The sequence below is a fragment of the Microbulbifer sp. ABF4_143 genome (genome assembly GCF_056160225.1).
On record NZ_JBSWWT010000001.1, the window covers coordinates 135739 to 158101 of the forward strand.

Sequence of the window (22363 nt, forward strand, 5' to 3'; positions counted from 1 at the left end):
TTACTTATTTTTTTGTTGGCTGAATGATCTTCACCGGCGCCTCGATGTCCTCGCCCTTGTCCGGCCTGTTGACCCGCGTTACCGGTTCCCGCGGCGAGGACTGCAGGCGGATTTCGTCTTTGAACCCACAGGCAACGCATTCGCGGAAATTCTTGCCGCCCTCGCGGTAGTTGACGATCCGATCCATCTCGCCGCAGCGCGGGCACACGGCCCCGGCGATAAACCTTTTTTTCAGCGGCTTGTTGCCGTCGTCTCTTGTCATGGTTACTACTGCCCGATCGTTTAGCAGACTGCTGAAAAAGTATTTTTCAGCAGTCGGATAGCCCGGCCATGGGTGGCCGGGTCGCAAATCAAGCACTTAAGTGCTTGATTTTTCGTGGAGGGTTTGCGGACATGCGCCGCAAACCCGGGCTGAAAAAAACAAGGATGTTTTTTCAGCAACCTCTTAGCCCGGATTGGTATTCAGTTCGAGTTGCTCTATGCCGGAGTGGCGCAGCAGCGCGTCCATTTTAGGCGCGCGGCCGCGAAATTCCGTGAACAGGTCCAGCGCATCGCGGCTGCCGCCCCGCTCGAGAATCGTGTGCAGGAATCTGTCTCCGGTGGCTCTGTCAAAGATGCCGTTTTCCTCGAACAGGGAAAAAGCGTCTGCGGACAGCACCTCGGCCCACTTGTAGCTGTAGTAGCCGGCCGCGTAACCGCCGGCGAAAATATGGCTGAAACCGTGCTGAAAGCGGTTCTCCTCCGCCACCGGCACCACCGCCACCTGCGCGCGCACCTGATCCAGCAGCTGCTGGATCTCCGCGGCGCTGGCGCCGCGCTCCAGGCAGTGCAGGCGGAAATCGAACAGCGCGAACTCCAACTGGCGCACCGTGAACATCGCCGACTGGAAGTTCTTCGCCGCCAGCATCTTGTCCAGCAGCGCCCGTGGCAGCGGCTCGCCACTCTGGTAGTGGCCGGAGATCATCGCGATGGCCTCCGGCTGCCAGCACCAGTTCTCCAGGAACTGGCTCGGCAGCTCGACCGCGTCCCAGGCCACACCGTTGATGCCGGACACGGCCGCCACGTCCACCTTCGTCAGCATATGGTGCAAGCCGTGGCCGAACTCGTGGAACAGGGTGGTGACCTCGTAGTGGGTCAGCAGCGACGGGGTGTCGCCGGAGGGCGGGGAGAAGTTGCACACCAGGTAGGCCAGCGGCAGCTGCAGGCCGTCCGGTGTCTGCCGGCGCACACAGGCGCTGTCCATCCAGGCGCCGCCGCGTTTGCGCTCGCGGGCGAAGGCGTCGAGGTAGAAGCCGGCGATGCGCTCGCCATTGCGCAGCAGCCAGAAGAACTGCACGTCCGCATGCCAGCCGGGCACCGACTCGTCCTCCTCGACCGTCACGCCAAACAGCTTTTCCACCACCGCAAACAGGCCGGCGAGCACTCTCTGGTAGGGGAAGTAGGGGCGCAGCTCCTCCTGGCTGACCGCGTAGCGCTGCTGCTTGAGCTTCTCCGCCGCCCAGGCGATATCCCACGGCTGCAGTTCCGACAGAGCGAGTTTTTCCGCGGCGAAGGCCTGCAATTCGGCAAACTCCGCCTCCGCGGCGGGCCTGGCCCGCGCGGCCAGATCTTCGAGGAATTCCAGCACTTCGCCGGTGTCCCGCGCCATCTTGCTGGCCAGGGACAGCTCGGCGTAGTTGGCCATGCCGAGCAGCTGCGCCTGTTCGGCGCGAAGCGCGAGAATTTCCTCCATCACCACCGAGTTGTCGAACTCACCGCCGTTGGGGCCCACCTCCGACGCGCGGCTGACAAAGGCCTTATGCACCCTTTCGCGCAGCGCGCGGTTGTCGGCGTGGGTCATCACCGCCAGATAGCTGGGGCCCTCGAGGGTGATCAGCCAGCCGTCCAGTTCCCTGGCCTCCGCCGCCGCCCTGGCCGCGGCCAGCGCCGTCTGCGGCAGGCCAGCCAGTTCGGCCGCATTTTCCGTGTGGTAGGTCCAGGCGTTGGTCGCGTCGAGGACGTTGTTCGCGAATCGGCTCGACAGCTCCGCCAGGCGGCGGCTGTTGGCGGCGAAGCGCTCGCGCGCCTGCCCGTCGAGGCCGACGCCGCTCAATACGAAATCCCTCAGCCCCAACGTCACCGCCTGCTTGCGCGGCTGCGGCCACTCGGCAAAATCGGGCGAATCCGCCAGCTGCTGGTAGACCCGGTACAGATCGCGGTTCTGCCCCAGCTCGGTCCAGTAGGCGGTCACCTGCGCCAGCGCCTGTTCGTAGGGCTCCCGCCAGGGGCCGCTCAGCACGCTGTTCAGATGGCTGACCGGGGAGAAGGCGCGGTTGAGCCTGTCCTGGACCTCCTCCAGCGGCGCCAGAGTGCCGTCCCAGCCCGGATCCTTCAGCCCCTGCTCCAGCTGTACCCGGCAGCGCTCGATCAGTTCGGCGATTGCCGGCGCCACATGCTGCGGCTGCAGGCGGTCGAACGGGGGCAAATGGGGGAGGTTCAACAGCGGATTGGACATAGGACACCCTGTGCTCGGAATCGGATAAGGCTATGATAGGAGACCGATTGTACAGGAGGTTGACCATGTCCCCACTGCGCGCCCACGGCGATGGCGAAAGCGAGAAATGCCCCCAGCTCGGCAACGGCGTCTATATAGATCCGCAAGCGGCGGTGATCGGCGATGTGCACCTGGGCGACGACAGCTCCGTGTGGCCGATGGCGGTGGTGCGCGGCGATATGCACCGCATCCGCATAGGCGCGCGCACCAGCGTGCAGGACGGCGCCGTGCTGCATATCACCCACGCCGGCCCCTTCAACCCGGACGGCTGGCCGCTGGTGATCGGCGATGACGTGACCATAGGCCACAAGGCCTGCCTGCACGGCTGCACCGTGGGCAGTCGGGTGCTGATCGGCATCGGCGCCATAGTGCTGGACGGCGCCGTGATCGAGGACGAGGTGGTGCTGGCCGCCGGCGCGCTGGTGCCGCCGGGCAAAACACTCGAGAGCGGCTACCTCTATGTGGGCGCCCCGGCCAGGCGGGCGCGGCCGCTGTCGGACAAGGAAAAGCAGTTCTTCCGCTACTCCGCCGACAACTATGTGAAGCTGAAGAACCAGTACCTGACAGAACACGAGCAGCCCTGATTTTCCCCATTTCCCGCCCTTAGGGAACCTCTGAAAGCCAGAGACATTACGGACTTAATCAGAGGTTTCTTAGGAGCGGCCCAGTACCGGCAGATAGTCACCGCCTCGGTGTCGACCTGCTGTGGTCCGCCAGCCGAACCCGAGCCCGGCCCGCGTCAACAGCCTGCTCACCCACGGGGTATTCGGGCTGGGGCTCTATCTGTTGTCCACGCTGCTGATTCAGAAATTGATATGACCGTTAACCGAGGAACTATCCAATGACCCGAGAAGAGCGTCTGCGGGAGATGGAGGCATTCTCCCGGCGCTACCGCTACGACATGGGCTACCTGATCGAATTTCTGCACACCTCGCCACAGGGTTTCGAGAAGTTCGTCAACTTCCGCCCGGCGGCAGCCAGATAGGCCGCGCGGCCGGCGCCTCAGGCGATATCCCCCTCGCCGGCGGCGAATTCCCGCTGCAGCTGCCGAGCCCCCGGCTCCAGCGGCGCACCGCGGCTGCGCAGCCATTCCAGTATCAGCCCTATCACCAGCCGGCTGCGCGCGTTCAGGCCCGGCCCGCGGCCGCAGGCTAGGTAGAGCGACTGGCCGATGGTGAAAGGTCGCTCAATCACAGTTGCGAGCCGCCCGTCCTTCAGGTCCTCGCTCACTTCCAGCCGGTCCGCCAGCGCCAGGCCCATACCCAGCCGCGCCGCCTCTATGGCCTGGTAGGCGTAGTCGAAGAACAACTCCCCGGCGGCCGGGGCGAATTCCACTCCCTGGCTGGTAAACCAGGCGGGCCACTGCTGTTGCCGGTCGTGCAGCAGCGGCAACTGCAGCAGGTCCCGCGGCCGCGAAACCCTGAGATGCTGTAACAGCAGCGGGCTGCACACCGGCAGATAGTGCTCCTGATACAGTGCCGTGACCCGCCGCTCCGGCGCCTCCGGCTCGCCGAGGCAGATGGCGATATCGATCTCGCTGTGCAGCTGCCGCGCCCTGGGCTCAATCGTGGTCAGACGCAGGCGTATCTCCGGATACCTGGCCCGCAGCTCCCCCAGCAGGCGCAGCATCCAGCTCATCGAAATGGTCGCGGTGGCGGCGATCACTACCTCGCCCTCGAGGCTCTGTGGATCCAGATACAACAGCCCCTTCTCCAGCCGCTCGAAGGCGTCGCTGACGACCCGGTGCAGGCGCCTGCCGGCGGCGGTCAGTGCCAGGCGGTTGCCGCTGCGCTCGAACAGCGGCGTGCCCAGGCGCGCCTCCAGTTCGCGGATCTGGCGCGACAGCGCCGGGTGTGACACATGCAACTCCTCCGCCGCGCGGCGCATATGGCAGTGGCGCCCCACCGCGTGGAAGGTGCGCAGCGAAGTCAGAGACAGATTGCGGAGTTGTGTGGCCACAGGCTTTCTCCCGGCAGGTATTCGGTAACCAAAAAGCACCAAAATGGCAATTAAAAGTTAATTGCCTGCACAAAATCAAACCATAGACTGATCTGAATCCCGAATAACCCCGAACAATGGGAGCCAGGCAGATGACCGACAGCAACCCCCGCGACTCTCTCCGCGTAAACGGCCAGCGACTCTGGGACTCGCTGATGGACATGGCCGCGATAGGCGCCACCGACAAGGGCGGCTGCAACCGCCAGGCCCTGACCGACCTCGACCGCCAGGGCCGCGACCTCTTCGTGCACTGGTGCCGGGAGGCCGGCTGCAGCGTCGATATCGACGAGATGGGCAATATCTTCGCCCGCCGCCCGGGCAAAAACCCGGACCTGCCGCCGGTACTGACCGGCTCGCACCTGGACACCCAGCCCACCGGCGGCAAGTTCGACGGCGTCTACGGCGTACTCGCCGGCCTGGAAGTGGTGCGCGCACTGAACGACGCCGGCGTCGAAACCGAGGCGCCGCTGGAAGTGGCGGTGTGGACCAACGAGGAGGGCGCGCGCTTCTCCCCGGCCATGATCGGCTCCGGCGTCTGGGCCGGTGAGTTCGACCTGGATTACGCCTACAGCCGCGCGGACAAGGACGGCGCAACCATCGGCGACGAACTCGCGCGCATCGGCTACCGCGGCCAGACCCCGGCCAAAGCGCGCCCGCTGACCGCCGCCTTCGAGGTGCATATCGAACAGGGCCCGATCCTCGAGCGGGAGGGCAGGCAGATAGGCGTGCTGTCCGGCGTGCAGGGCATGCACTGGTACGACCTGACCCTGACCGGCCAGTCCTGCCACGCCGGCCCCAGCCCGATGGAGGGCCGCCGCGACCCCTTTATGGGCCTGCACCCAATCCTCGATCAGCTGTACAAACTGGCACAGAGCCACGGCCCCTGGGCGCGGGTCACCTTCGGCGATATCCGCGTCGAGCCCGGCAGCCGCAACACAGTGCCCGAATCGCTGACCCTGGCCGTGGACCTGCGCCACCCCCAGCAGGAGGTACTGGACGCCATGGATCGCCGCTTCCGCGAAATCGCCGCCGCAGCCGCCGACGCGGCCGGTCTCGAGTGCAGTATCCGCGACGAGTGGCGCTCGCCGGCGGTGGCCTTCGCGCCCCAGTGCGTCGAAGCCGTGCGCGCCGCCGTCGCCGAGCTAGGCTACAGCAACAAGGAGATGTTCTCCGGCGCCGGTCACGACTCCGTCTACATCTCCCGCGTCGCCCCCACCAGCATGATCTTCGTGCCCTGCGAGAAGGGGCTGTCCCACAACGAGGCGGAGAATGCGGATCCCGCGGATCTGGAGGCCGGTGCGAATGTGCTGCTGCACGCGATGTTGAAGATGGCGAAGCCAGGCTGACGGAGCAGATAACCCGGAATCGACGTCCCGGCAGCAGGGGCGCCCGAAAATTGGAAAAAAACCTAAATTTCGAGAATGACCATGACTGAATTCACCTACAAACACCGCAACGACAACGGCAATACGGCCCCGCTGCAGCGCTGGGGCATAGACTCCGAATACGGCGTACTGACCGACCTGCTGGTGGGCCCGATCGACCACTATACCTGGCAGACCGGCAATGCCGCCGCGCGCCGCTCGCTGCGCCTGGGGCGCAAGTTCGACGCCGAAGTGGCCAAGCGCCAGTACCGGGAAATGCTCGACGCCTACCGCGAGGCCGGCGTCACCACCCACCTGCTGCCGGCGGACCCGAACCTGCCCTACCAGCTGTACGCGCGCGACTCCAGCGTGATGACCCCCTGGGGCCCGATAGTGACCCAGATGTACAGCCCCTGGCGGCGCGGCGAGTGGGTCGACGTGGTCAAGACCTATCAGAAACTCGACATCCCCATCTACGACATCATCACCGCCGGCAGCCTCGAGGGCGGCGACTTTATGGTGCTGGAACCGGGTGTGATCCTGTGCGGCTATTCCGGCGAGCGCACCTCCCCCGAGGGCTTTAACCAGATGAAACAGTGGATAGAGGCCGAGGGCTGGGAGGTGAAGGGCTACGAATTCGACCCCTACTTCCTGCACCTGGACGTGCTGGTCGCCGCGCTGGCGGAAAAGCTGGTCGCCGTCTGTGTGGACGCGGTGGAACCGGAACTGGTGCAGTGGTTCAAGGCGCGCAACTTCGAGATTATCGATATCTCCTACCCGCAGGTGATGGAGCTGGGCGTCAACGTGGTCGCGCTCGGCGACGAGCGCGTGATGCTGCCGGCGGACAACACCGAACTGAAGCAGAAGTGCCTGGCCCACGGCCTCAAGGTCATCGATCCGGATATCTCCATGATCACCGCCGGCGGCGGCGGCGTGCACTGCATGTGTCAGCCGCTGGCGCGCAAGCCGGCGTAATGGCACGCGGCAGCGCCCGGGCCTTGACCTGAAGCGCTGTCGAGGTTTTATTCTCCCCGCCTCGGGCTGTCGATCGGCAGCCCGTTTAGACGACCAGTTCATACCCGTTCGGGAATCCGCCCGGAGGCCCGCCAGTTTTACCCGGATAACGCAGTGGATACCCGACAGTGACTGAACTCAATACCGATACCCTCCCCTCCAGTTCGCCCCGCGCCGCCGCGCGCTCTCTGTGGCGCGAGCTCGGCGACGCCATCCGCGGCACCGATGCGGACTACACCCGCATCGGCCTGCGCCGCGCGGTGTTCCTGCTGGCGGTGCCCATGGTGCTGGAGCTGGTCATGGAGGCCAGCTTCGCGGTGGTGGATATCTACTTCGTGGGCAAGCTCGGGGCCTCGGCGGTGGCCACCGTGGGCCTGACCGAGACCTACCTGTTCCTGCTCTACGCCATCGGTATCGGCCTCGCCACGGCGGTCACCGCCATAGTCGCGCGGCGCGTCGGCGAGAAGAGGCGCGCCGATGCGGGCCTGACGGCGGTGCAGGCGATTTTTATCGCACTGCTGATTTCACTGCCATTTACTTTCGCGGGCATTTTCTACGCGCGGGAACTGCTGGCGCTGATGGGCGCCGACGCCTGGGCGCTCGAGGAGGGCTACCGATACACCCAGTGGATGCTGGGCGGCAACGCGGTGATCATGCTGCTGTTCGTGATCAACGCCGTGTATCGCGGCGCGGGGGACGCGGCCATCGCGATGCGCGTGCTGTGGATCGCCAACGGCATCAATATGCTGCTCGACCCTATCCTGATATTCGGCCTGGGGCCGATTCCGGCCATGGGGATCGAGGGCGCCGCCATAGCCACCAATATCGGCCGCAGTGTGGGCGTGGCCATGCAGCTGTGGATCCTGTTCCGCGGCGGTGTGCATATCCGCGCTTTCGCTTCGCAGCTGGTGTGGGATGCGAAGCTGGCGCTCGAAATCCTGCGCACTGCACTCGGCGGAATCGGCCAGATGATCGTGGCCATGACCTCGTGGATATTCCTGATGCGCATCCTCGCCGAAGTGGGCAACGATGCCGTGGCCGGCGCCACTATCGCCGTGCGTATCATGATGTTCACGCTGATGCCGGCCTGGGGCCTGTCGAATGCCGCCGCCACGCTGGTGGGCCAGAACCTGGGCGCCGGCCAGCCGGGCCGCGCCGAGTCCTCTGTGTGGATGATCGGCCTGTACAACATGGTGTTCCTGCTCGGTGTCTCGGTGGCCTACTTTCTCTACTACGAGCAGCTGATGGGCATTTTCACCGCGGACGCGGCGGTGATCGCGATCGGCGGCGAGTGGCTGCGGATTCTCTCCTACTCCTATTTCGTGTACGGCTGGTGGATGGTTTCGGTGCAGGCTTTCAATGGCGCCGGCGATACCGCCACCCCCACCAAGATCAACCTGGTGTTCTTCTGGCTGATCCAGATACCGCTGTGCTGGTACCTGGCGGTACCGCTGGACTGGCAGCACTCCGGCGTCTTCTGGGGCGTCTTTATCACCGAGACTTGTGTGGGGCTGTTTACGCTGTGGCTCTTCTCCCGCGGCAGTTGGAAAACCCGCGAGATCTAGGATGAATGGCAATAAGTGTGAAGGACCGGGGCGGGTCTGCTGCCGGGGGTTCTTTGCGGGACACGCCGTGAATACATCCCTGTAGGCTTGTCTGCGAGGTCCCTCTCGCAGACAGTCCCGCACCGGCAGCAGGCCCTTCGTATCAAGCCTTGCCGCTTAAGTTAGAGCCGTTGATGTCTAAGACTATTTTCCCTGGGCGCGCAACAGGCCCGAAGCGGCTATGCCGCCGATCGCGCAGGCGAGGATGATCACCAGCGGTGTCAGCATGCCCAGCGCCACCGCGCCGGGGCCATAGCCGCGCATCGGCAGTAGCAACAGCAGCAGAATGCCGGCCGGAATCAACGACAGGAAAAAGCCGCGCGCGAGCCAGGACTTGCGCCACGGCAGCAGGAAGATCAGACCGCAGACGCCCCCCCAGACAATGCGCTGGTACAGGTAGGCGTTGGACAGATAGGGCGCAATATCGACCCCGAGCCAGCGGGTAAAACCGTAGTGCCCCATAGCCCAGAGGCCGAGCGCATAGGCCAGTCCGGCAAAACTGCCGGCGGCGAAACAGATGGAAAGATTTTTTATAAATTCTCGCACCGATACCTCCATTTACTGATCCCCGCCGGGCAATAACCCGGCGGGGCAAATGGGCATCAGTATGCCAGATGCGGCGCCAAAGGCCGCGAACGGGTTTCAAACTCAGGCGGGTCTTTTCGACGGGCCGTAGAGTTCTTCCAACATGCCGTCGATGCGCGCGGCCAGCGCCTCCTGGGAGTCGTCCAGCAGAATCACATGCCCCATCTTGCGCCCCGGGCGCAGTTCCTTGCCGTAGGACCAGACCCCCTCGTTGGGCAGTGCCGGCTTTTTGTCGACGCCGAGCATATTGATCATCACCGCGGGGCGCTCGCTGTGGGTTTCCCCCAGCGGAAGGCCGAGAATCGCGCGCACATGGTTGGCAAACTGGCTGGTTCTGGCACCGGCGAGGGTCCAGTGGCCGCTGTTGTGCACCCGCGGTGCCAGTTCGTTGATCAGCAGACCGTCGTCGGTGACGAAACACTCCATCGCCAACACGCCCACATAGTCCCAGGCGTTCATCAGTTTCGACAGGTATTCCTCGGCGGTCTGTTGCAGCGCCTCGCTGACATGCGGCGCCGGCGCGGTGGAGACCAGCAGTGTGCCTCGGTAGTGATCGTTTTCCGCCAGCGGGTAGGTCACCACTTTTCCGTCCGCGGTGCGGGCGCCGATCAGGGAGACTTCGCGGGAGAAGTTCACCCCCTGCTCCACCACGTATTCCATCTCGGGCGCATCGCTGAGGGCCGCCAGGTCCTCGTCGCTGTCGACCCGCCACTGGTTCTTGCCGTCGTAGCCGTGTTCACAGCTCTTGATAAACGACGGGTAGCCGAGCTGTTTCACGGCCGCGCAGATCTCGGCGTAATTATTGGCCGGCATAAATGGGGCCACCGGCAGCCCGACAGCGGTGATGGCGGTCTTTTCCCGCACGCGGTGCTGGGTTGTCTCGAAGGCATCCGGGCGCGGGTAGACCGGGCAGAATTTTTCCAGCGCCCGCAGCAGGGCCACCGATACCTGCTCGCGCTCGGCGGTGATGACCTCGGGGCTGCCCATGGCGCGGTAGAGCGCCTCGGCATCGTCGCCCTCCCGCGCGTGCACTATGGTGCCCAGCCCCTCCACGCAGGCGGTGTTCTCGTCACCCTCGGCGAGGAAACTGAATTCGATTCCCAGCGGGCGCGCCTCCTGAGCCATCATCTGCGCCAACTGGCCGCAACCCACAATGCCAACTCGCCTGACTGTCATCTCTGCTACACCTCAATACTTGCCGACTGCGTCTGACGGGCAGACGTTACTCAACTTCGAACGGAACACTCGCGCTCTGCTTCTCGCGCCACGCGATCAGGCGCTGCTGCAGTTCCGCGTCGGACAGAGACAGCATCTGCGCCGCCATCAGTCCCGCGTTATAGGCCCCGGAGGCGCCCACCGCCTGGGTCGCGACGGCCACGCCCTTGGGCATCTGCACGATGGACAACAGGCTGTCCATACCGGTCATAAACTTGCTCGCCACCGGTACGCCGATCACCGGCAGCGGGGTCAGCGCCGCGATCATGCCCGGCAGGTGGGCGGAGCCGCCGGCCCCGGCAATAATGACCTTGGTGCCGCGCTCGTGGGCTGTGCTGGCGAACTCCACCATCCGCTGCGGGGTGCGGTGGGCCGAGACGACCGCGGTGGCAAAGGGGACCCCCAGCTCGGTCAGGGGCTTGGTCGCCATTTCCATGGTCGGCCAGTCGGACTGGGACCCCATCACGATGGTGACTTTTTCAAACGGAAGCTGATTCACTTGCGGTTAACTCCAGTGTTTCGCGCGCGCCGGCGGGGCCCTGTTCGCCGCCGGCAGCGGGGAGGAAAACGGGTCTCGCCACAGGAAATGCCCGACCCGGCCCAAATTAAGGGGCGAGAGGATACCAAAACTCCGCCAGAAAGCACGCCGCGCGGTTTCCACCTGCGGTTTCGCGCCCCCGATCGGGTCTCTGAACGATAGTCTGGCGGGACGGTCGCGGCACCTATCCGTGACCGATTGGTGATGAGGCGTTATCTTCCATCGCACTGATTGCGCAGCTCCGCCCTCAACAGGCTCAGCACAGGCGCCACGGCCGGGCGCAGACCCCGCCACAGATAGAAGGACTCCGCCGCCTGCCCGACCAGCATACCCAGCCCATCGGCGGTCTCGGCCCCCAGCTGCGCCGCCCAGCGCATAAAGGGTGTCGGCTCGGCACCGTAGACCATATCGTAGGCGCGGGCCCCCTTCGCCAGTGCGCGCGGCGACAGCGGCGGCAGTTCGCCGGAGAGGCTGGCGGCGCTGGCATTGATCACCAGGTCAAAAGCCGCCGGCACCGCGTCCAGGCCGCTGGCGGTCACGGGGCCATAGCCGGAAAAATCCTGTGCCAGCTGCCGCGCTTTGTGCGCGGTGCGGTTGGCGATGTGAATCACCTGGGGGCCTTCTTCGAGCAGTGTCAGCAATACGCCGCGGGCCGCGCCACCGGCGCCGAGCAGCAGTATTTTCTTGCCGCGGATGGCCCAGCCCAGGTTGTCTTTGATGTCCGCCACCAAGCCTGCGCCGTCGGTATTGTCGCCGAGCATGCTGCCGTCGTCCCGCACCGCGAGGGTGTTGACCGCGCCGGCGGCGCGGGCGCGCTCGGTCAGCCGGTCGGCGAAGGCGCAGGCGTCCAGCTTGAACGGCGATGTAACATTCAGGCCGCGGCCGCCGCCGCCAAAGAACGCCCGCGCGAAGTCCGCGAAGCGGCCTCTTTCCACCAGGTGTTTTTCGTAGCGGATATCCTCTCCGGTCTGCGCGGCGAAGGCGCCGTGGATCCGCGGCGACAGCGAGTGGGCTATCGGGTTGCCGACCACGGCATAGCGGTCCGTCACTTGCCCGCCCTCCCACGCGCACGCACGGCGCCGCGGATCTTCGCGCTCTCGTCCACCAGAATCAGGCCGTCGATTTTCAGGCCGCCTTCGAAATCGCACAGCAGGTAGCGGGTGGTGGAGCCGTACAGCTCCGCGCTCTTGTCGCCCTGGGGGGTCAGCAGCATCCAGTGCAGTGTCACCAGGCTGCTGTTGTCGTTCAGCGCGACCACATCGGTGACTGTGCCGACTATCTGATTGACCTGCAGGCGCCGGTAGGCGCGCAGCAGCTTCTCCACCTGCGGCACGAACTCGTCCCGCGCCACCGCCTGCTTGCTGCCATCCTCCCGATAGTAGTGCAGCGGAAAGCGGTAAAACGCCGCTATCCGCTGCGCATCGCCGGTTTCGAACTGGCGGCGGTAGTCCAGAAACAGTTTGTTGATCTCGTCCAGTCGCGCCTTATGCACAAGTTTCTCCCCGATTACTTGAGCCAATCTTTGTGCGGCAGGAAATCCGTGTAGAGTTTTTCCTCGGCGGAGCCGGGCTCCGGGTGCCAGTCGTACTGCCAGCGCACCAGTGACGGCAGCGACATCAGTATCGACTCGGTGCGCCCGCCGCTCTGCAGCCCGAACAGGGTGCCGCGGTCATAGACCAGGTTGAACTCCACATAGCGGCCGCGGCGGTACAGCTGGAAGTTGCGCTCGCGCTCGCCGTAGGCGGTGTCCTTGCGCTTCTGCACAATCGGCAGATAGGCGTCCAGGTAGCTGTCGCCCACCGCGCGCATCAGCGCGAAGGCGTTGTCAAAACCACCCTCATTGAAATCATCGAAAAAGAGGCCGCCGACACCGCGGGCCTCGCCGCGGTGTTTCAGGTAGAAGTAGTCGTCGCACCACTGCTTGAAGCGCGGGTAGATCTCGTCGCCGAAGGGCTCACAGGCCTGTTTCGCGGTGCTGTGCCAGTGCACCACATCTTCCTCGAAGCCGTAGTAGGGGGTCAGATCGTAGCCGCCGCCGAACCACCAGACGGGCTCGGCGCCCGGCTTCTCGGCCACGAACAGGCGCACGTTGGCGTGACTGGTGGGCACATAGGGGTTGCGCGGGTGGATGACCAGGGACACCCCCATGGCCTCGAAGGAGCGCCCGGCCAGTTCCGGGCGGCTGGCGGTGGCGGACGGCGGCAGGCCGTCGCCGTAGACGTGGGAGAAGTTGACTCCGCCCTTTTCGATCAGCGCGCCCTCCTCCAGCACCCGCGTGCGGCCTCCGCCACCGCCGGGCCTCTGCCAGGCGTCCTCGCGGAAGTCGCTGCCGTCCTCGGCGCCGAGTGCATTGCAGATGCGGTCCTGCAGGTCCAGCAGGTAACTCTTTACCGCCTCGATATCGATTGTGCTCATGGTAGGAAACAACGCCTCGTTGAGGGGGGGGGGAATCAGCCGCCGGCGCGCAACACCTTGCCGCTGATCAGGTCGCGGATCTCGCTCGGCGCTTTGCGGCCGCCGGTGGCGCCGCCGCCGACGAAATCCAGCTTGTCGCCGAAGTAGCGCAGCACCTGAAACTTGTGCCGCGCGGGTTGGCATCCGGCCGGATTGGCGGAAGTGGATACGATAGCACCGCCAAAGGCGCGCGTTAACGCCGCGGTGAAGCGGTGGTCGGTGTGGCGCAGGGCGACACTGTGGTGAATACCGGAAATCCAGGGCGGCACCTGGTCGAAGTGCGGAACCAGCCAGGTCACGGGGCCGGGCCAGGTCTCGTCGATACGCGCGCGCTGGTCGCCGCTGAGCTTGTGTAGCAGCGCATCGAAGTGGTGCTGGTCGCCGGATACCAGGATCAGCCCCTTTTCCAGAGGCCGGCCTTTCAGCTGGCACAGGCGGGCGACCGCCTCGGGGTTGTTGGGATCGCAGGCCAGCCCCCACACGGATTCCGTCGGGTGGGCGATGACGCCCCCGGCAGCGAGCGCGCGCACGGCGCTGGCCAGGGAGAAAGCCGCGCTAAACAGGCTGTGACGGTTACTTTCTGCCAAGAATCGGGACTCTTCGGATCTCGCGCCGCTGCGGTTTTCGCTGCGCTTGCGCCTCTCAGGGAGCGCCGCAATTTAGCGGATAGTAGCAGCCTAGACAAGGACGGGCGGGCACGCGCGGCGGATTCCGGTCATTCGGCGACCTGCAGTTGCGCGGCGCCGGCGGGGGTCAGCTGATAGCCGCCGGGGACCTGCTCCAGCAGCCCTTTCAGCTCCAGCTGCAACAGCAGCGCGATCAGCTCGCCCGCGCTCTCGCCGGTATCCCGCGCCAGCTGTTCGATACTGCGCGGATCCCCACCGAGGGCCTCGATCAGGCGCTGCTGGCGCGGCTCCAGATCTGCGCGCCGCTCCGCTTGTAGCAGCTGCGGCTCCGCCAGCAGGCCGCCCAGTTGTTCGGCGATATCGGCACTGGTCTCAACCAGCGCGGCGCCGTCCTTGATCATTCTGTGACAGCCGCGCGCCAGCGGGTTGTGGATGGAGCCCGGTATCGCGAACACCTCGCGGTTCTGCTCCAGGGCCAGGCGCGCGGTGATCAGGGAGCCGGAGCGCAGCGCCGCCTCCACCAGCAGCACCCCCAGAGACAGGCCGCTGATAATGCGGTTGCGGCGCGGGAAGTTGGCGGCCTCGGCGGCACTGCCGAGGGGCAGCTCGCTCAGAATCGCACCACCATTGTCGATTATCTCCTGCGCCAGGGGCGCATTGCGCCGCGGGTAGAGGTGGTCCACGCCGGTGCCGAGCACCGCCAGGGTCACGCCGCCCGCCTTCAGCGCGCCGCGGTGGGCGGCCGCGTCCACGCCGAGCGCCAGACCGGAGGTGATCGCGAAGCCGGCGCCGGCCAGATCGGCGGAAAAAGCGAGGGCATTGTCGAGCCCGGAGCGGCTGGCGCGGCGCGCGCCCACCACGGCGATCTGTGGCAGACCCAATGCCTCGACGGCGCCGCGCACATAGAGCAGCGGTGGCGGACGGGCGATTTCGGCCAACAATCGCGGGTAGTCGTCGCCGCCGTAGCTGAGCAGATGGACGCCGGCCTCGGCGCAGCGCTCGCGCTCCGCCTGCGCCCAGGTGACCAGTTCGCTGTGCTCGCCGCGCCGGGCAAAATCGCGCCACTGGGCCTGCGCGCGTTCGGGCAGCTTGTGCAACAGGGTTTCGGGAAGTGATTGCAGCGCCCTGAGCGGGTCGCCGAAGTGTTCGATCAGCTGCCAGTAGCGGCCGGGGCCCATGCCCTCGAGCCGCAGCAGCGCCAGTGTGGCGGTCAGCGCATCCATGCGGTTCGGACTCTGTTTTGTGTTGTTCGCAAAAGGCGGGCCAAACAGAAAAGCCCGCCTGTAGACATGAGGCGCTCTTTACCTAGCTAGGGGTTGCGCACCAGATCCATCACCGCCAGCGGGCGATCCGCCTCGAGCACCAGGGCCAGACTCATCTTCTCGAAGGTGCGGAACACCATCAGCAGGCCGGCGCGCTCGTCCGGCAGCTTGACGCTGTCGCGCTCTATGCGGTCGCGCACCACCGCGCCGCGCTTGTAGATCGCCAGCACGTGGCCCGGCTGCAGGCCCTCGCGGTCGCCGCGGTTCACAACGACCACATCGTATTTGCCGATCTGGGTCACGCCCTCGTCCACACCGAGGATGATGCCCTCCACCGGCACCGACGGCGCGCCGGGCTGGAACAGGGCCGCGATGGAGCGCTCCTCCACCGGCAGCAGCCGGTCTTCGAGGCGGATTTCGCGGGCGGTGCGGGTGACGCCCAGAGTGGCCACGGAGAGATCCTCGCGGCTGTCCGGGTCCAGCTGCAGCAGGTCGGCGGAGCCCACGTCCAGCGCCTGGCGGCCGAGCACTTCGCCGCTGACCGGGTCCACGTACACCGGACCCGGGCGGTAGATGCCGTAGGAGGCCAGCGGCACGCGGAAGTCGCCGCGGGCGTAGACCTTCTCACCGGCGCCCATCAGGATGCGCTGGTCGGCACCGGAAACGATATAGGGGGTGCCCTTGAAAGCGTCGGGCGCGACTATGCGGGTGCGTGACAGGAAGGCGTTGATCGCATCCAACGGAATCGCCGGAATCGCCTCGCCCACCGCCTCGCGGCGCACCTGCGGGTGCAGACGGCTGCTGCCGGCGGCCGGGCTCAGCTTGTAGGCGCGCGGGCCGCGCTCCAGGTGCAGCTGCGGCTGGCCCTCGACATAGACCAGGCGCAGGCGGTCGCCGGGGTAGATCAGGTGCGGGTTTTCGATCTGCGGGTTGACCTGCCAGATCTCCGGCCAGTACCACGGCTGGGCGAGGAAGCGCCCGGAGATATCCCATAGGGTGTCGCCCTTTTGCACCTCATAGATATCCGGGTGGTCCGGATTGAGACGCACCTGGTCCTGCGCCTGAATGCCAAAGGTCACCGCCAACAGCGCGGCAGCGGCCAGGATAATTTTTTTCATGGAAGCATTCCTATGCTCTTTATCGCTATAATTCACAGCGCCGGGCCGCTGCGCCACCGGGAGAATTCCGGGAGAGTGGCTGGAGCCTGACGCCGGGCGTCAGCAAAAATAAGACTCCAATCGGCAAATATCGAGCGCGATCATTATGTTATCAGCGCAAGTTCCACGATTACTAGAAGTTTGTCACAGGTGTTATGGCCAAACTCGAGATCCTTGAATTCCCCGATCCGCGCCTGCGCGAAGTCGCGAAACCCGTCACAAAGGTGACCGACGAGCTGCGCCAGCTGGTGGACGACATGTTTGAAACCATGTACGCCGCCCCGGGCGTCGGCCTGGCCGCGACCCAGGTGAACGTGCACAAGCGCGTCGTCGTGATCGATGTTTCCGAGGACCAGAGCGAGCCGCTGGTGTTTATCAACCCGCAGATTGAGGTGCTGGACGAGGAGATCCACCAGTACGACGAGGGCTGCCTGTCCGTGCCCGGCTTCTACGAGACGGTGGAGCGGCCGCGCAAGGTGCGCGTCAAGGCGCTGGACCGCGACGGCGAGACCTTCGCGATAGAGGCCGAGGGGCTGCTGGCGGTGTGCATCCAGCACGAGGTGGACCACCTGGACGGCAAGCTGTTCGTGGATTACCTCTCGCCGCTGAAGCGCAACCGCATTCGCTCGAAACTGGAAAAAGCCCAGCGCAAGCGCGCCTGACGCGCCCTGACACCCAATAGCCGCCGCCGGCCTCCGCGGCGGCGCTTTCGTATCGGATCTATGACCCAGCCACTGAATATCATCTTCGCCGGCACGCCGGACTTTGCCGCCGTGCACCTGCAGGCGCTGCTCGACAGCGCACACAATGTCATCGCCGTCTACACCCAGCCGGACAGGCCCGCCGGGCGCGGCAAGAAACTGCTCGCCAGCCCGGTCAAGCAGTTGGCCGAGCGACACAATATTCCCGTCTACCAGCCACACAGCCTGCGCGACCAGGGCGCCCAGGCGGAACTGGCCGCACTGAACGCCGACATCATGGTGGTGGTCGCCTACGGCCTGATACTGCCGCAGGCGGTGCTGGATACGCCGCGCCTCGGCTGCGTCAATGTGCACGCGTCGCTGCTGCCGCGCTGGCGCGGCGCGGCGCCGATTCAACGCGCAATAGAAGCCGGCGACGCCGAAAGCGGCGTGGCCATCATGCAGATGGAGGCCGGCCTGGATACGGGCCCGGTACTGGTGGAGCGCCGCTGCGCCATCTCCGCGCGGGACACCGGCGGCAGCCTGCACGACAAGCTGGCGGAGCTGGGCGGTCCGGCGCTGCTCGAGGCACTGGCACAGCTGGCGGACGGCAGCGCCGAGCCCAGGGCACAGGACGACACCCGCGCCAACTACGCCGCCAAGATCAGCAAGGACGAGGCCAGGCTCAACTGGCTGCGCCCGGCGGACGAGCTGGAGCGCCAGATCCGCGCCTTCAACCCCTTCCCGGTGTGCTGGACCACCTGCGCGGACGACAGGGGCGAGCAGCGGCTGCGCATCTACCGCGCACAACTGGAGCGCGGCTGCCACAGCGACCCGCCCGGCACCATACTGGCCGCGGATGAAGAGGGCATACTGGTGGCCTGCGGCCGCGAGGCCCTGCGCCTGCTCGAGCTGCAGCTGCCCGGCAAGAAGGCACTGCCGGCGGCGGAAATCCTGAAGGGCTACCCCGCGCTGTTTGCGCCGGGCGCGCGGCTGGGGCAATAAATGACCAATGACGTCCGCGCCGAAGCGGCTGGCGTAGTCGCCGCCCTGCTCGAGGGCCGGGGCTCCCTGGCCCGGCTGCTGCCGCGCGCCGAGGAGAGGGTCGGCGAGCGCGACCGCGCGCTGCTGCGCGAACTCTGCTACGGCGGCGCGCGCACCGCCCCGCGGCTGCAGTTGCTGGCGGACAAGCTGCTGCGCAGGAGGCCGGCGGATATCGAGGTCGAGGCGCTGATTCTGCTCGGCCTCTACCAGCTCGAGTACACCCGCATCCCGGATCACGCCGCGATTTCCGCCACCGTCAACGCGGCCCGCACGCTGGGCCTGGAGCGCGCCACCGGCCTGATCAACGGCGTGCTGCGCAACGCGCAGCGCAGCCGCGAGCAGCTGCAGCGCAAGCTGTCCGGCAATCCGCAATTCAGCTCCATGCACCCGGCCTGGCTGCAGCGGCAGATCAAGGCCGCCTGGCCGGACAGAGCCGCCGATATCTTCCGCGCCAACAACGCCAACCCGCCGATGACCCTGCGGATCAACGGCACCAGGATCTCCCGCGACGACTATCTGCAGCAGCTCGAAGAGGCCGGCATCACCGCGAGCCCCTGCGCCATCTCCCCGGTCGGTGTCGCGCTGACCGAGGCCTGCGCGGTAACCCGGCTGCCCGGTTTCGCCGAGGGGCTGGTCAGCGTGCAGGACGAATCGGCGCAGCTGGCGGCCCTGCTGCTGGCACCGGAACCGGGCGAGCGAATACTGGACGCCTGCGCCGCGCCCGGCGGCAAGAGCTGCCACCTGCTGGAGCTGCAGCCGTCAATCGCACTCTGCGCGCTGGATATCGACGAGGAGCGCCTCGGGCGGGTGGAGGAGAATCTCGACCGCGCCGGTTTCGAAGCCGAACTGATCTGCGCCGACGCCGCCGAGCCGGAAGCGTGGTGGGACGGCGAACCCTTCGACCGCATACTGCTGGACGCGCCCTGCTCCGCCACCGGCGTGATCCGCCGCAACCCGGACATCAAGCTGCTGCGGCGCGAAACGGATATTGCCGAGCTGGCCGAACTGCAGGCGCGGATACTGCGCGCCAACTGGCGGCTGCTGAAAGCGGGCGGCAGCCTGCTGTACGCCACCTGCTCGATCCTGCCGGCGGAGAACGCCGAGGTGGTGGCGCGATTCGTTGCGGAGACAGAGGATGCGAGCGACAATACCCCACAACTGCTGGGCGGACGGCCCTGGGGCGCGCCGCAGGCAGCGGGCATGCAACTCTTCCCGCAACCTGAGGGTGGCGACGGTTTCTACTACGCTTTGCTCAGCAAAGCCGCCCCGTCTCTATAAAGGCCAAATCAATAAGGCCCATTGAACCGCTATGAAAATTGTGATTCTCGGCGCCGGACAGGTGGGCGGCTCACTGGCGGAAAGCCTGGCCTCTGAGCGCAACGATATTGTGCTGGTGGACAGCGACGAGAAAACCCTGCGCGAGCTGCGCGACCGCATCGACATAGGCGTGGTCACCGGCCACGCCGCACACCCGGATATTCTGCTGGAGGCCGGCATCGAGGATGCCGACATACTGGTGGCCGTCACCAACAACGACGAAACCAATATGGCCGCCTGCCAGATCGCCCACTCGCTGTTTCGCGTGCCCACCAAGATCGCCCGCGTGCGCGCCGCCTCCTACCTGCAGTACCCGCAGCTGTTTGACCCCCAGGCCATTCCGATCGATGTACTGATCAGCCCCGAGCAGCTGGTGTCGGAATATATCGCGCGCCTGATGGAACACCCGGGCGCGCTGCAGGTGCTGGATTTCGCCGACGGCCGCGTGCAGCTGGTGGCGGTGCGCGCGGTGCAGGGCGGGCCGCTGGTGGGTCACCAGCTCAGATACCTGCGCGAGCATATGCCCAAGGTGGACACCCGCGTGGCGGCCATCTACCGCCGCAACAGCCCGATCATTCCGCAGGGGGACACGGTCATCGAGGCCGGCGACGAGGTGTTCTTTATCGCCGCGCGCGCCGATATCCGCGCGGTCATGAGCGAGCTGCGCCGTCTGGAACACGGTTACAAACGCGTCGTCATCGCCGGCGGCGGCAATATCGGCCTGCGTCTGGCGCACAAACTCGAAAACCGCTACTCGGTGAAGATCATCGAGCAGAGTCACGAGCGCTGCGTCTTCCTGTCCGAAGAGCTGTCCCACAGCATAGTGCTGCACGGCAGCGCCTCGGACCAGGACCTGCTGCTGGAGGAAAACATCGAGGACACCGATGTGTTCCTGTCGCTGACCAACGACGACGAGGCCAATATCATGTCGTCACTGCTGGCCAAGCGCCTCGGCGCGCGCAAGGTGATGACGCTGATCAACAACCGCGCCTATGTGGATCTGGTGCAGGGGGGCGACATAGACATCGCTATATCGCCGCAGCAGAACACCATCGGCAGCCTGCTGACCCACGTGCGCCGCGGCGACATGGTCAATGTGCACTCGCTGCGCCGCGGCGCCGCCGAGGCGATCGAGGTCATCGCCCACGGCGACAGCCGCACGTCCAAGGTGGTGGGCAAAAAGATCGAGGATATCGATCTGCCCGAGGGCGCCTCCATCGGCGCCATAGTGCGCGAGACGGACGGCGGCAGTGAGGTGCTGATGGCCCACGACGACGTGGTTGTACAGACGGACGACCACGTGATCGTCTTCCTGGTGGACCGCCGCCAGACGCGCCATGTGGAGCAGCTGTTCCAGGTGGGTTTCAGTTTCTTCTAGCGAATCGAACTCGACCCGTAGGAGCGGCCCATGGCCGCGATTGATCCATCCGGGTTTTCTGGAATTCGATCGCGGCCATGGGCCGCTCCTACAGAGTCTTTTTGGCAGTCAATTGATAACAGGCTGAATATCGCCGATGCGAATAGCCGTAATAACGCGAGTCTTCGGAATACTCCTGACGGTGTTCAGCCTGACGTTGCTGCCGCCGATCGGCGTGTCCCTGTTCTACGACGACGGCACCCATACGGCCTTCAGCGCCGCCTTCGCGATCACGCTGATCACCGGCCTGTTCATGTGGCTGCCGGTGCACGACCTGCGCCAGGAGCTGCGCACCCGCGACGGCTTTGTGGTGACCTCGCTGTTCTGGCTGGTACTGGGCAGCTTCGGTTCCCTGCCGCTGATCATCAGCCCGCAGCCGGATCTCGGCATTACCGACTCCATCTTCGAATCCATTTCCGGCCTGACCACCACCGGCGCCACGGTGATCACCGGTCTCGACAGCCTGCCGCCGGCGATCCTCTACTACCGCCAGCAGCTGCAGTGGTTCGGCGGTATCGGCGTGATCGTGATCGCGCTGGCCATTCTGCCGATGCTGGGCATCGGCGGCATGCAGCTGTACAAGGCGGAGATCCCGGGGCCGGTCAAGGACACAAAACTGACGCCGCGCATCGCCGAGACGGCGCGCGCGCTGATCGTGATCTATGTGATTCTGACGGTACTCTGCGGCCTGGGTTACTGGTGGGCGGGCATGACGCCCTTCGACGCGGTGGGGCACGCCTTTTCCACCGTGGCTAACGGCGGCTTCTCGACCCACGACCAGAGCATGGGCTTCTACGCCAACAACCACGTGATCATGGCGATCTGCATCCTGTTCATGTTCACCGCCGCGATCAACTTCGGCCTGCACTTCTTCGCGTTCCGCAACCGCAGCCTGCGCCACTACTGGCGCGATTCCGAATTCCGTTTCTGGTGCACCCTGACTCTGGGCGCGGCGGTACTGGTCAGCCTGTACCTCTGGTACCTGGGCATTTTCACCCCCAGCGGCAGCTTCCTGCACGGCTTCTTCCAGGTGGTCTCCATCGGCACCACCGCCGGTTTCGCATCGGAAAACTTCTCCGCCTGGCCCGCCTTCCTGCCCTATGTACTGCTGCTGCTCGGCATTCTCGGCGCCTGCGCCGGCTCCACGTCCGGCGGTATCAAGGCGGTGCGCGGCATGCTGATCATGAAGTCCGGCCTGCGCGAACTGAACCGCCTGGTGCATGCCAACGCGGTGATCCCGATCAAGGTGAACCGCAAGATAGTGCCGGAGCGCGTCACCGATGCGGTGTGGGGGTTTTTCGCCGTCTATATCCTGTCCTTCTTTGTGCTCACGATTATCGTGATGGCCACCGGGGAGAACTTCGTCACCGCCTTCTCCACCGTGGCCTCCTGCCTGAGCAACATAGGCCCGGCCCTCGGCGACGCCGCCGCCCACTACGGCTCCGTCAACGTGGTGGCCAAGTGGTTCCTGATACTGGCGATGCTGATGGGGCGCCTGGAAATCTTCACGCTGCTGGTGCTGCTGACACCCGCCTTCTGGCGTCACTGAGCCACC

The 22363-nt window shown here is 65.6% G+C and carries 22 protein-coding genes; 10 read left to right on the forward strand and 12 right to left on the reverse strand.

Annotation, left to right across the window (positions count from 1 at the left end; translation table 11 throughout):
• Window positions 1–4: 4 nt before the first annotated feature.
• Both ACXAF3_RS00635 and ACXAF3_RS00640 read right to left on the reverse strand, forming a co-directional pair.
• Complete coding sequence (locus ACXAF3_RS00635; RefSeq protein WP_475110366.1) at window positions 5–262, reverse strand: YheV family putative zinc ribbon protein; 258 nt, start codon at window positions 260–262, stop codon at window positions 5–7.
• Between the two features lie 183 nt (window positions 263–445).
• On the reverse strand, window positions 446–2494 hold the full coding sequence (locus ACXAF3_RS00640) for a M3 family metallopeptidase (RefSeq protein ID WP_475110367.1): 2049 nt from the start codon (window positions 2492–2494) through the stop codon (window positions 446–448).
• Between the two features lie 65 nt (window positions 2495–2559).
• On the opposite strand from ACXAF3_RS00640, the gene ACXAF3_RS00645 reads away from it, so the two are divergent.
• Window positions 2560–3117: a gamma carbonic anhydrase family protein gene (locus tag ACXAF3_RS00645; protein ID WP_475110368.1), complete on the forward strand. Its 558-nt coding sequence runs from the start codon at window positions 2560–2562 to the stop codon at window positions 3115–3117.
• A 257-nt stretch (window positions 3118–3374) separates the two neighbouring features.
• Window positions 3375–3518, forward strand: a complete 144-nt coding sequence (locus tag ACXAF3_RS00650; protein WP_475110369.1) for a hypothetical protein — start codon at window positions 3375–3377, stop codon at window positions 3516–3518.
• Between the two features lie 17 nt (window positions 3519–3535).
• Here ACXAF3_RS00650 and ACXAF3_RS00655 read toward each other — a convergent pair whose 3' ends face one another.
• Window positions 3536–4492 (reverse strand): LysR substrate-binding domain-containing protein, encoded by a 957-nt coding sequence (locus tag ACXAF3_RS00655; RefSeq protein WP_475110370.1) that lies wholly within the window; start codon window positions 4490–4492, stop codon window positions 3536–3538.
• Between the two features lie 131 nt (window positions 4493–4623).
• Between ACXAF3_RS00655 and ACXAF3_RS00660 the strand changes: the two genes are divergently transcribed.
• The 3 genes from ACXAF3_RS00660 (at window position 4624) to ACXAF3_RS00670 (ending at window position 8474) form a co-directional block, all read left to right on the forward strand.
• Window positions 4624–5877, forward strand: a complete 1254-nt coding sequence (locus tag ACXAF3_RS00660; protein WP_475110371.1) for a Zn-dependent hydrolase — start codon at window positions 4624–4626, stop codon at window positions 5875–5877.
• A gap of 81 nt (window positions 5878–5958) precedes the next feature.
• On the forward strand, window positions 5959–6870 hold the full coding sequence (locus ACXAF3_RS00665; protein ID WP_475110372.1) for a dimethylarginine dimethylaminohydrolase family protein: 912 nt from the start codon (window positions 5959–5961) through the stop codon (window positions 6868–6870).
• 167 nt (window positions 6871–7037) lie between these two features.
• The gene (locus ACXAF3_RS00670) at window positions 7038–8474 is read left to right on the forward strand and encodes an MATE family efflux transporter (RefSeq protein WP_475110373.1); all 1437 of its coding nucleotides are present in this window, start codon (window positions 7038–7040) and stop codon (window positions 8472–8474) included.
• Between the two features lie 183 nt (window positions 8475–8657).
• On the opposite strand, the gene ACXAF3_RS00675 is transcribed toward ACXAF3_RS00670, so the two are convergent.
• The 9 genes from ACXAF3_RS00675 to ACXAF3_RS00715 all read right to left on the reverse strand — a co-directional run bounded on the left by ACXAF3_RS00675 (window position 8658) and on the right by ACXAF3_RS00715 (window position 16311).
• Window positions 8658–9059: a hypothetical protein gene (locus ACXAF3_RS00675; RefSeq protein ID WP_475110374.1), complete on the reverse strand. Its 402-nt coding sequence runs from the start codon at window positions 9057–9059 to the stop codon at window positions 8658–8660.
• Window positions 9060–9161: 102 nt separating this feature from the next.
• A complete protein-coding gene (locus tag ACXAF3_RS00680) occupies window positions 9162–10274 on the reverse strand; it encodes a 5-(carboxyamino)imidazole ribonucleotide synthase (RefSeq protein ID WP_475110375.1) in 1113 nt (370 codons plus the stop codon).
• Window positions 10275–10320: 46 nt separating this feature from the next.
• Entirely contained in the window at window positions 10321–10812 is a 492-nt protein-coding gene (purE, locus tag ACXAF3_RS00685; RefSeq protein WP_475110376.1) for a 5-(carboxyamino)imidazole ribonucleotide mutase, read from the reverse strand.
• 251 nt (window positions 10813–11063) lie between these two features.
• Window positions 11064–11900, reverse strand: coding sequence for a shikimate dehydrogenase (gene aroE, locus ACXAF3_RS00690; protein ID WP_475110377.1), 837 nt, complete (start codon window positions 11898–11900; stop codon window positions 11064–11066).
• Window positions 11897–12343 carry a hypothetical protein gene (locus tag ACXAF3_RS00695; RefSeq protein ID WP_475110378.1) on the reverse strand — a complete coding sequence of 149 codons (447 nt, stop codon included), beginning with the start codon at window positions 12341–12343 and terminating at the stop codon, window positions 11897–11899. The genes aroE and ACXAF3_RS00695 overlap by 4 nt, the downstream gene beginning before the upstream one ends.
• A 14-nt stretch (window positions 12344–12357) precedes the next feature.
• The gene (gene hemF / locus ACXAF3_RS00700) at window positions 12358–13266 is read right to left on the reverse strand and encodes an oxygen-dependent coproporphyrinogen oxidase (RefSeq protein ID WP_475110379.1); all 909 of its coding nucleotides are present in this window, start codon (window positions 13264–13266) and stop codon (window positions 12358–12360) included.
• A 35-nt stretch (window positions 13267–13301) separates the two neighbouring features.
• Window positions 13302–13892 carry an L-threonylcarbamoyladenylate synthase gene (locus ACXAF3_RS00705; RefSeq protein ID WP_475110380.1) on the reverse strand — a complete coding sequence of 197 codons (591 nt, stop codon included), beginning with the start codon at window positions 13890–13892 and terminating at the stop codon, window positions 13302–13304.
• Between the two features lie 128 nt (window positions 13893–14020).
• On the reverse strand, window positions 14021–15154 hold the full coding sequence (gene dprA / locus ACXAF3_RS00710; RefSeq protein WP_475110381.1) for a DNA-processing protein DprA: 1134 nt from the start codon (window positions 15152–15154) through the stop codon (window positions 14021–14023).
• An 86-nt stretch (window positions 15155–15240) separates the two neighbouring features.
• A complete protein-coding gene (locus ACXAF3_RS00715; protein ID WP_475110382.1) occupies window positions 15241–16311 on the reverse strand; it encodes a LysM peptidoglycan-binding domain-containing protein in 1071 nt (356 codons plus the stop codon).
• Between the two features lie 194 nt (window positions 16312–16505).
• On the opposite strand from ACXAF3_RS00715, the gene def reads away from it, so the two are divergent.
• The 5 genes from def to ACXAF3_RS00740 all read left to right on the forward strand — a co-directional run bounded on the left by def (window position 16506) and on the right by ACXAF3_RS00740 (window position 22357).
• Window positions 16506–17012 (forward strand): peptide deformylase, encoded by a 507-nt coding sequence (gene def / locus ACXAF3_RS00720; protein ID WP_475110383.1) that lies wholly within the window; start codon window positions 16506–16508, stop codon window positions 17010–17012.
• 60 nt (window positions 17013–17072) lie between these two features.
• Entirely contained in the window at window positions 17073–18035 is a 963-nt protein-coding gene (fmt, locus tag ACXAF3_RS00725) for a methionyl-tRNA formyltransferase (RefSeq protein ID WP_475110384.1), read from the forward strand.
• Window positions 18036–19352, forward strand: coding sequence for a 16S rRNA (cytosine(967)-C(5))-methyltransferase RsmB (gene rsmB / locus ACXAF3_RS00730; RefSeq protein WP_475110385.1), 1317 nt, complete (start codon window positions 18036–18038; stop codon window positions 19350–19352). It begins immediately after the preceding gene.
• Between the two features lie 31 nt (window positions 19353–19383).
• Window positions 19384–20769 (forward strand): Trk system potassium transporter TrkA, encoded by a 1386-nt coding sequence (gene trkA, locus ACXAF3_RS00735; protein WP_475110386.1) that lies wholly within the window; start codon window positions 19384–19386, stop codon window positions 20767–20769.
• Between the two features lie 136 nt (window positions 20770–20905).
• Complete coding sequence (locus tag ACXAF3_RS00740; RefSeq protein ID WP_475110387.1) at window positions 20906–22357, forward strand: TrkH family potassium uptake protein; 1452 nt, start codon at window positions 20906–20908, stop codon at window positions 22355–22357.
• Window positions 22358–22363 lie beyond the last annotated feature (6 nt).

What these genes read in the sequence shown, in the direction of transcription:
- ACXAF3_RS00715 (WP_475110382.1), bottom strand. Translation starts at nt 16,311, where the DNA reads ATGAAAAAAATTATCCTGGCCGCTGCCGCGCTGTTGGCGGTGACCTTT.
- ACXAF3_RS00650 (WP_475110369.1), top strand. Translation starts at nt 3,375, where the DNA reads ATGACCCGAGAAGAGCGTCTGCGGGAGATGGAGGCATTCTCCCGGCGC.
- ACXAF3_RS00680 (WP_475110375.1), bottom strand. Translation starts at nt 10,274, where the DNA reads ATGACAGTCAGGCGAGTTGGCATTGTGGGTTGCGGCCAGTTGGCGCAG.
- ACXAF3_RS00645 (WP_475110368.1), top strand. Translation starts at nt 2,560, where the DNA reads ATGTCCCCACTGCGCGCCCACGGCGATGGCGAAAGCGAGAAATGCCCC.
- trkA (WP_475110386.1), top strand. Translation starts at nt 19,384, where the DNA reads ATGAAAATTGTGATTCTCGGCGCCGGACAGGTGGGCGGCTCACTGGCG.
- ACXAF3_RS00665 (WP_475110372.1), top strand. Translation starts at nt 5,959, where the DNA reads ATGACTGAATTCACCTACAAACACCGCAACGACAACGGCAATACGGCC.
- ACXAF3_RS00740 (WP_475110387.1), top strand. Translation starts at nt 20,906, where the DNA reads ATGCGAATAGCCGTAATAACGCGAGTCTTCGGAATACTCCTGACGGTG.
- fmt (WP_475110384.1), top strand. Translation starts at nt 17,073, where the DNA reads ATGACCCAGCCACTGAATATCATCTTCGCCGGCACGCCGGACTTTGCC.
- ACXAF3_RS00640 (WP_475110367.1), bottom strand. Translation starts at nt 2,494, where the DNA reads ATGTCCAATCCGCTGTTGAACCTCCCCCATTTGCCCCCGTTCGACCGC.
- rsmB (WP_475110385.1), top strand. Translation starts at nt 18,036, where the DNA reads ATGACCAATGACGTCCGCGCCGAAGCGGCTGGCGTAGTCGCCGCCCTG.
- dprA (WP_475110381.1), bottom strand. Translation starts at nt 15,154, where the DNA reads ATGGATGCGCTGACCGCCACACTGGCGCTGCTGCGGCTCGAGGGCATG.
- def (WP_475110383.1), top strand. Translation starts at nt 16,506, where the DNA reads ATGGCCAAACTCGAGATCCTTGAATTCCCCGATCCGCGCCTGCGCGAA.
- hemF (WP_475110379.1), bottom strand. Translation starts at nt 13,266, where the DNA reads ATGAGCACAATCGATATCGAGGCGGTAAAGAGTTACCTGCTGGACCTG.
- ACXAF3_RS00635 (WP_475110366.1), bottom strand. Translation starts at nt 262, where the DNA reads ATGACAAGAGACGACGGCAACAAGCCGCTGAAAAAAAGGTTTATCGCC.
- ACXAF3_RS00660 (WP_475110371.1), top strand. Translation starts at nt 4,624, where the DNA reads ATGACCGACAGCAACCCCCGCGACTCTCTCCGCGTAAACGGCCAGCGA.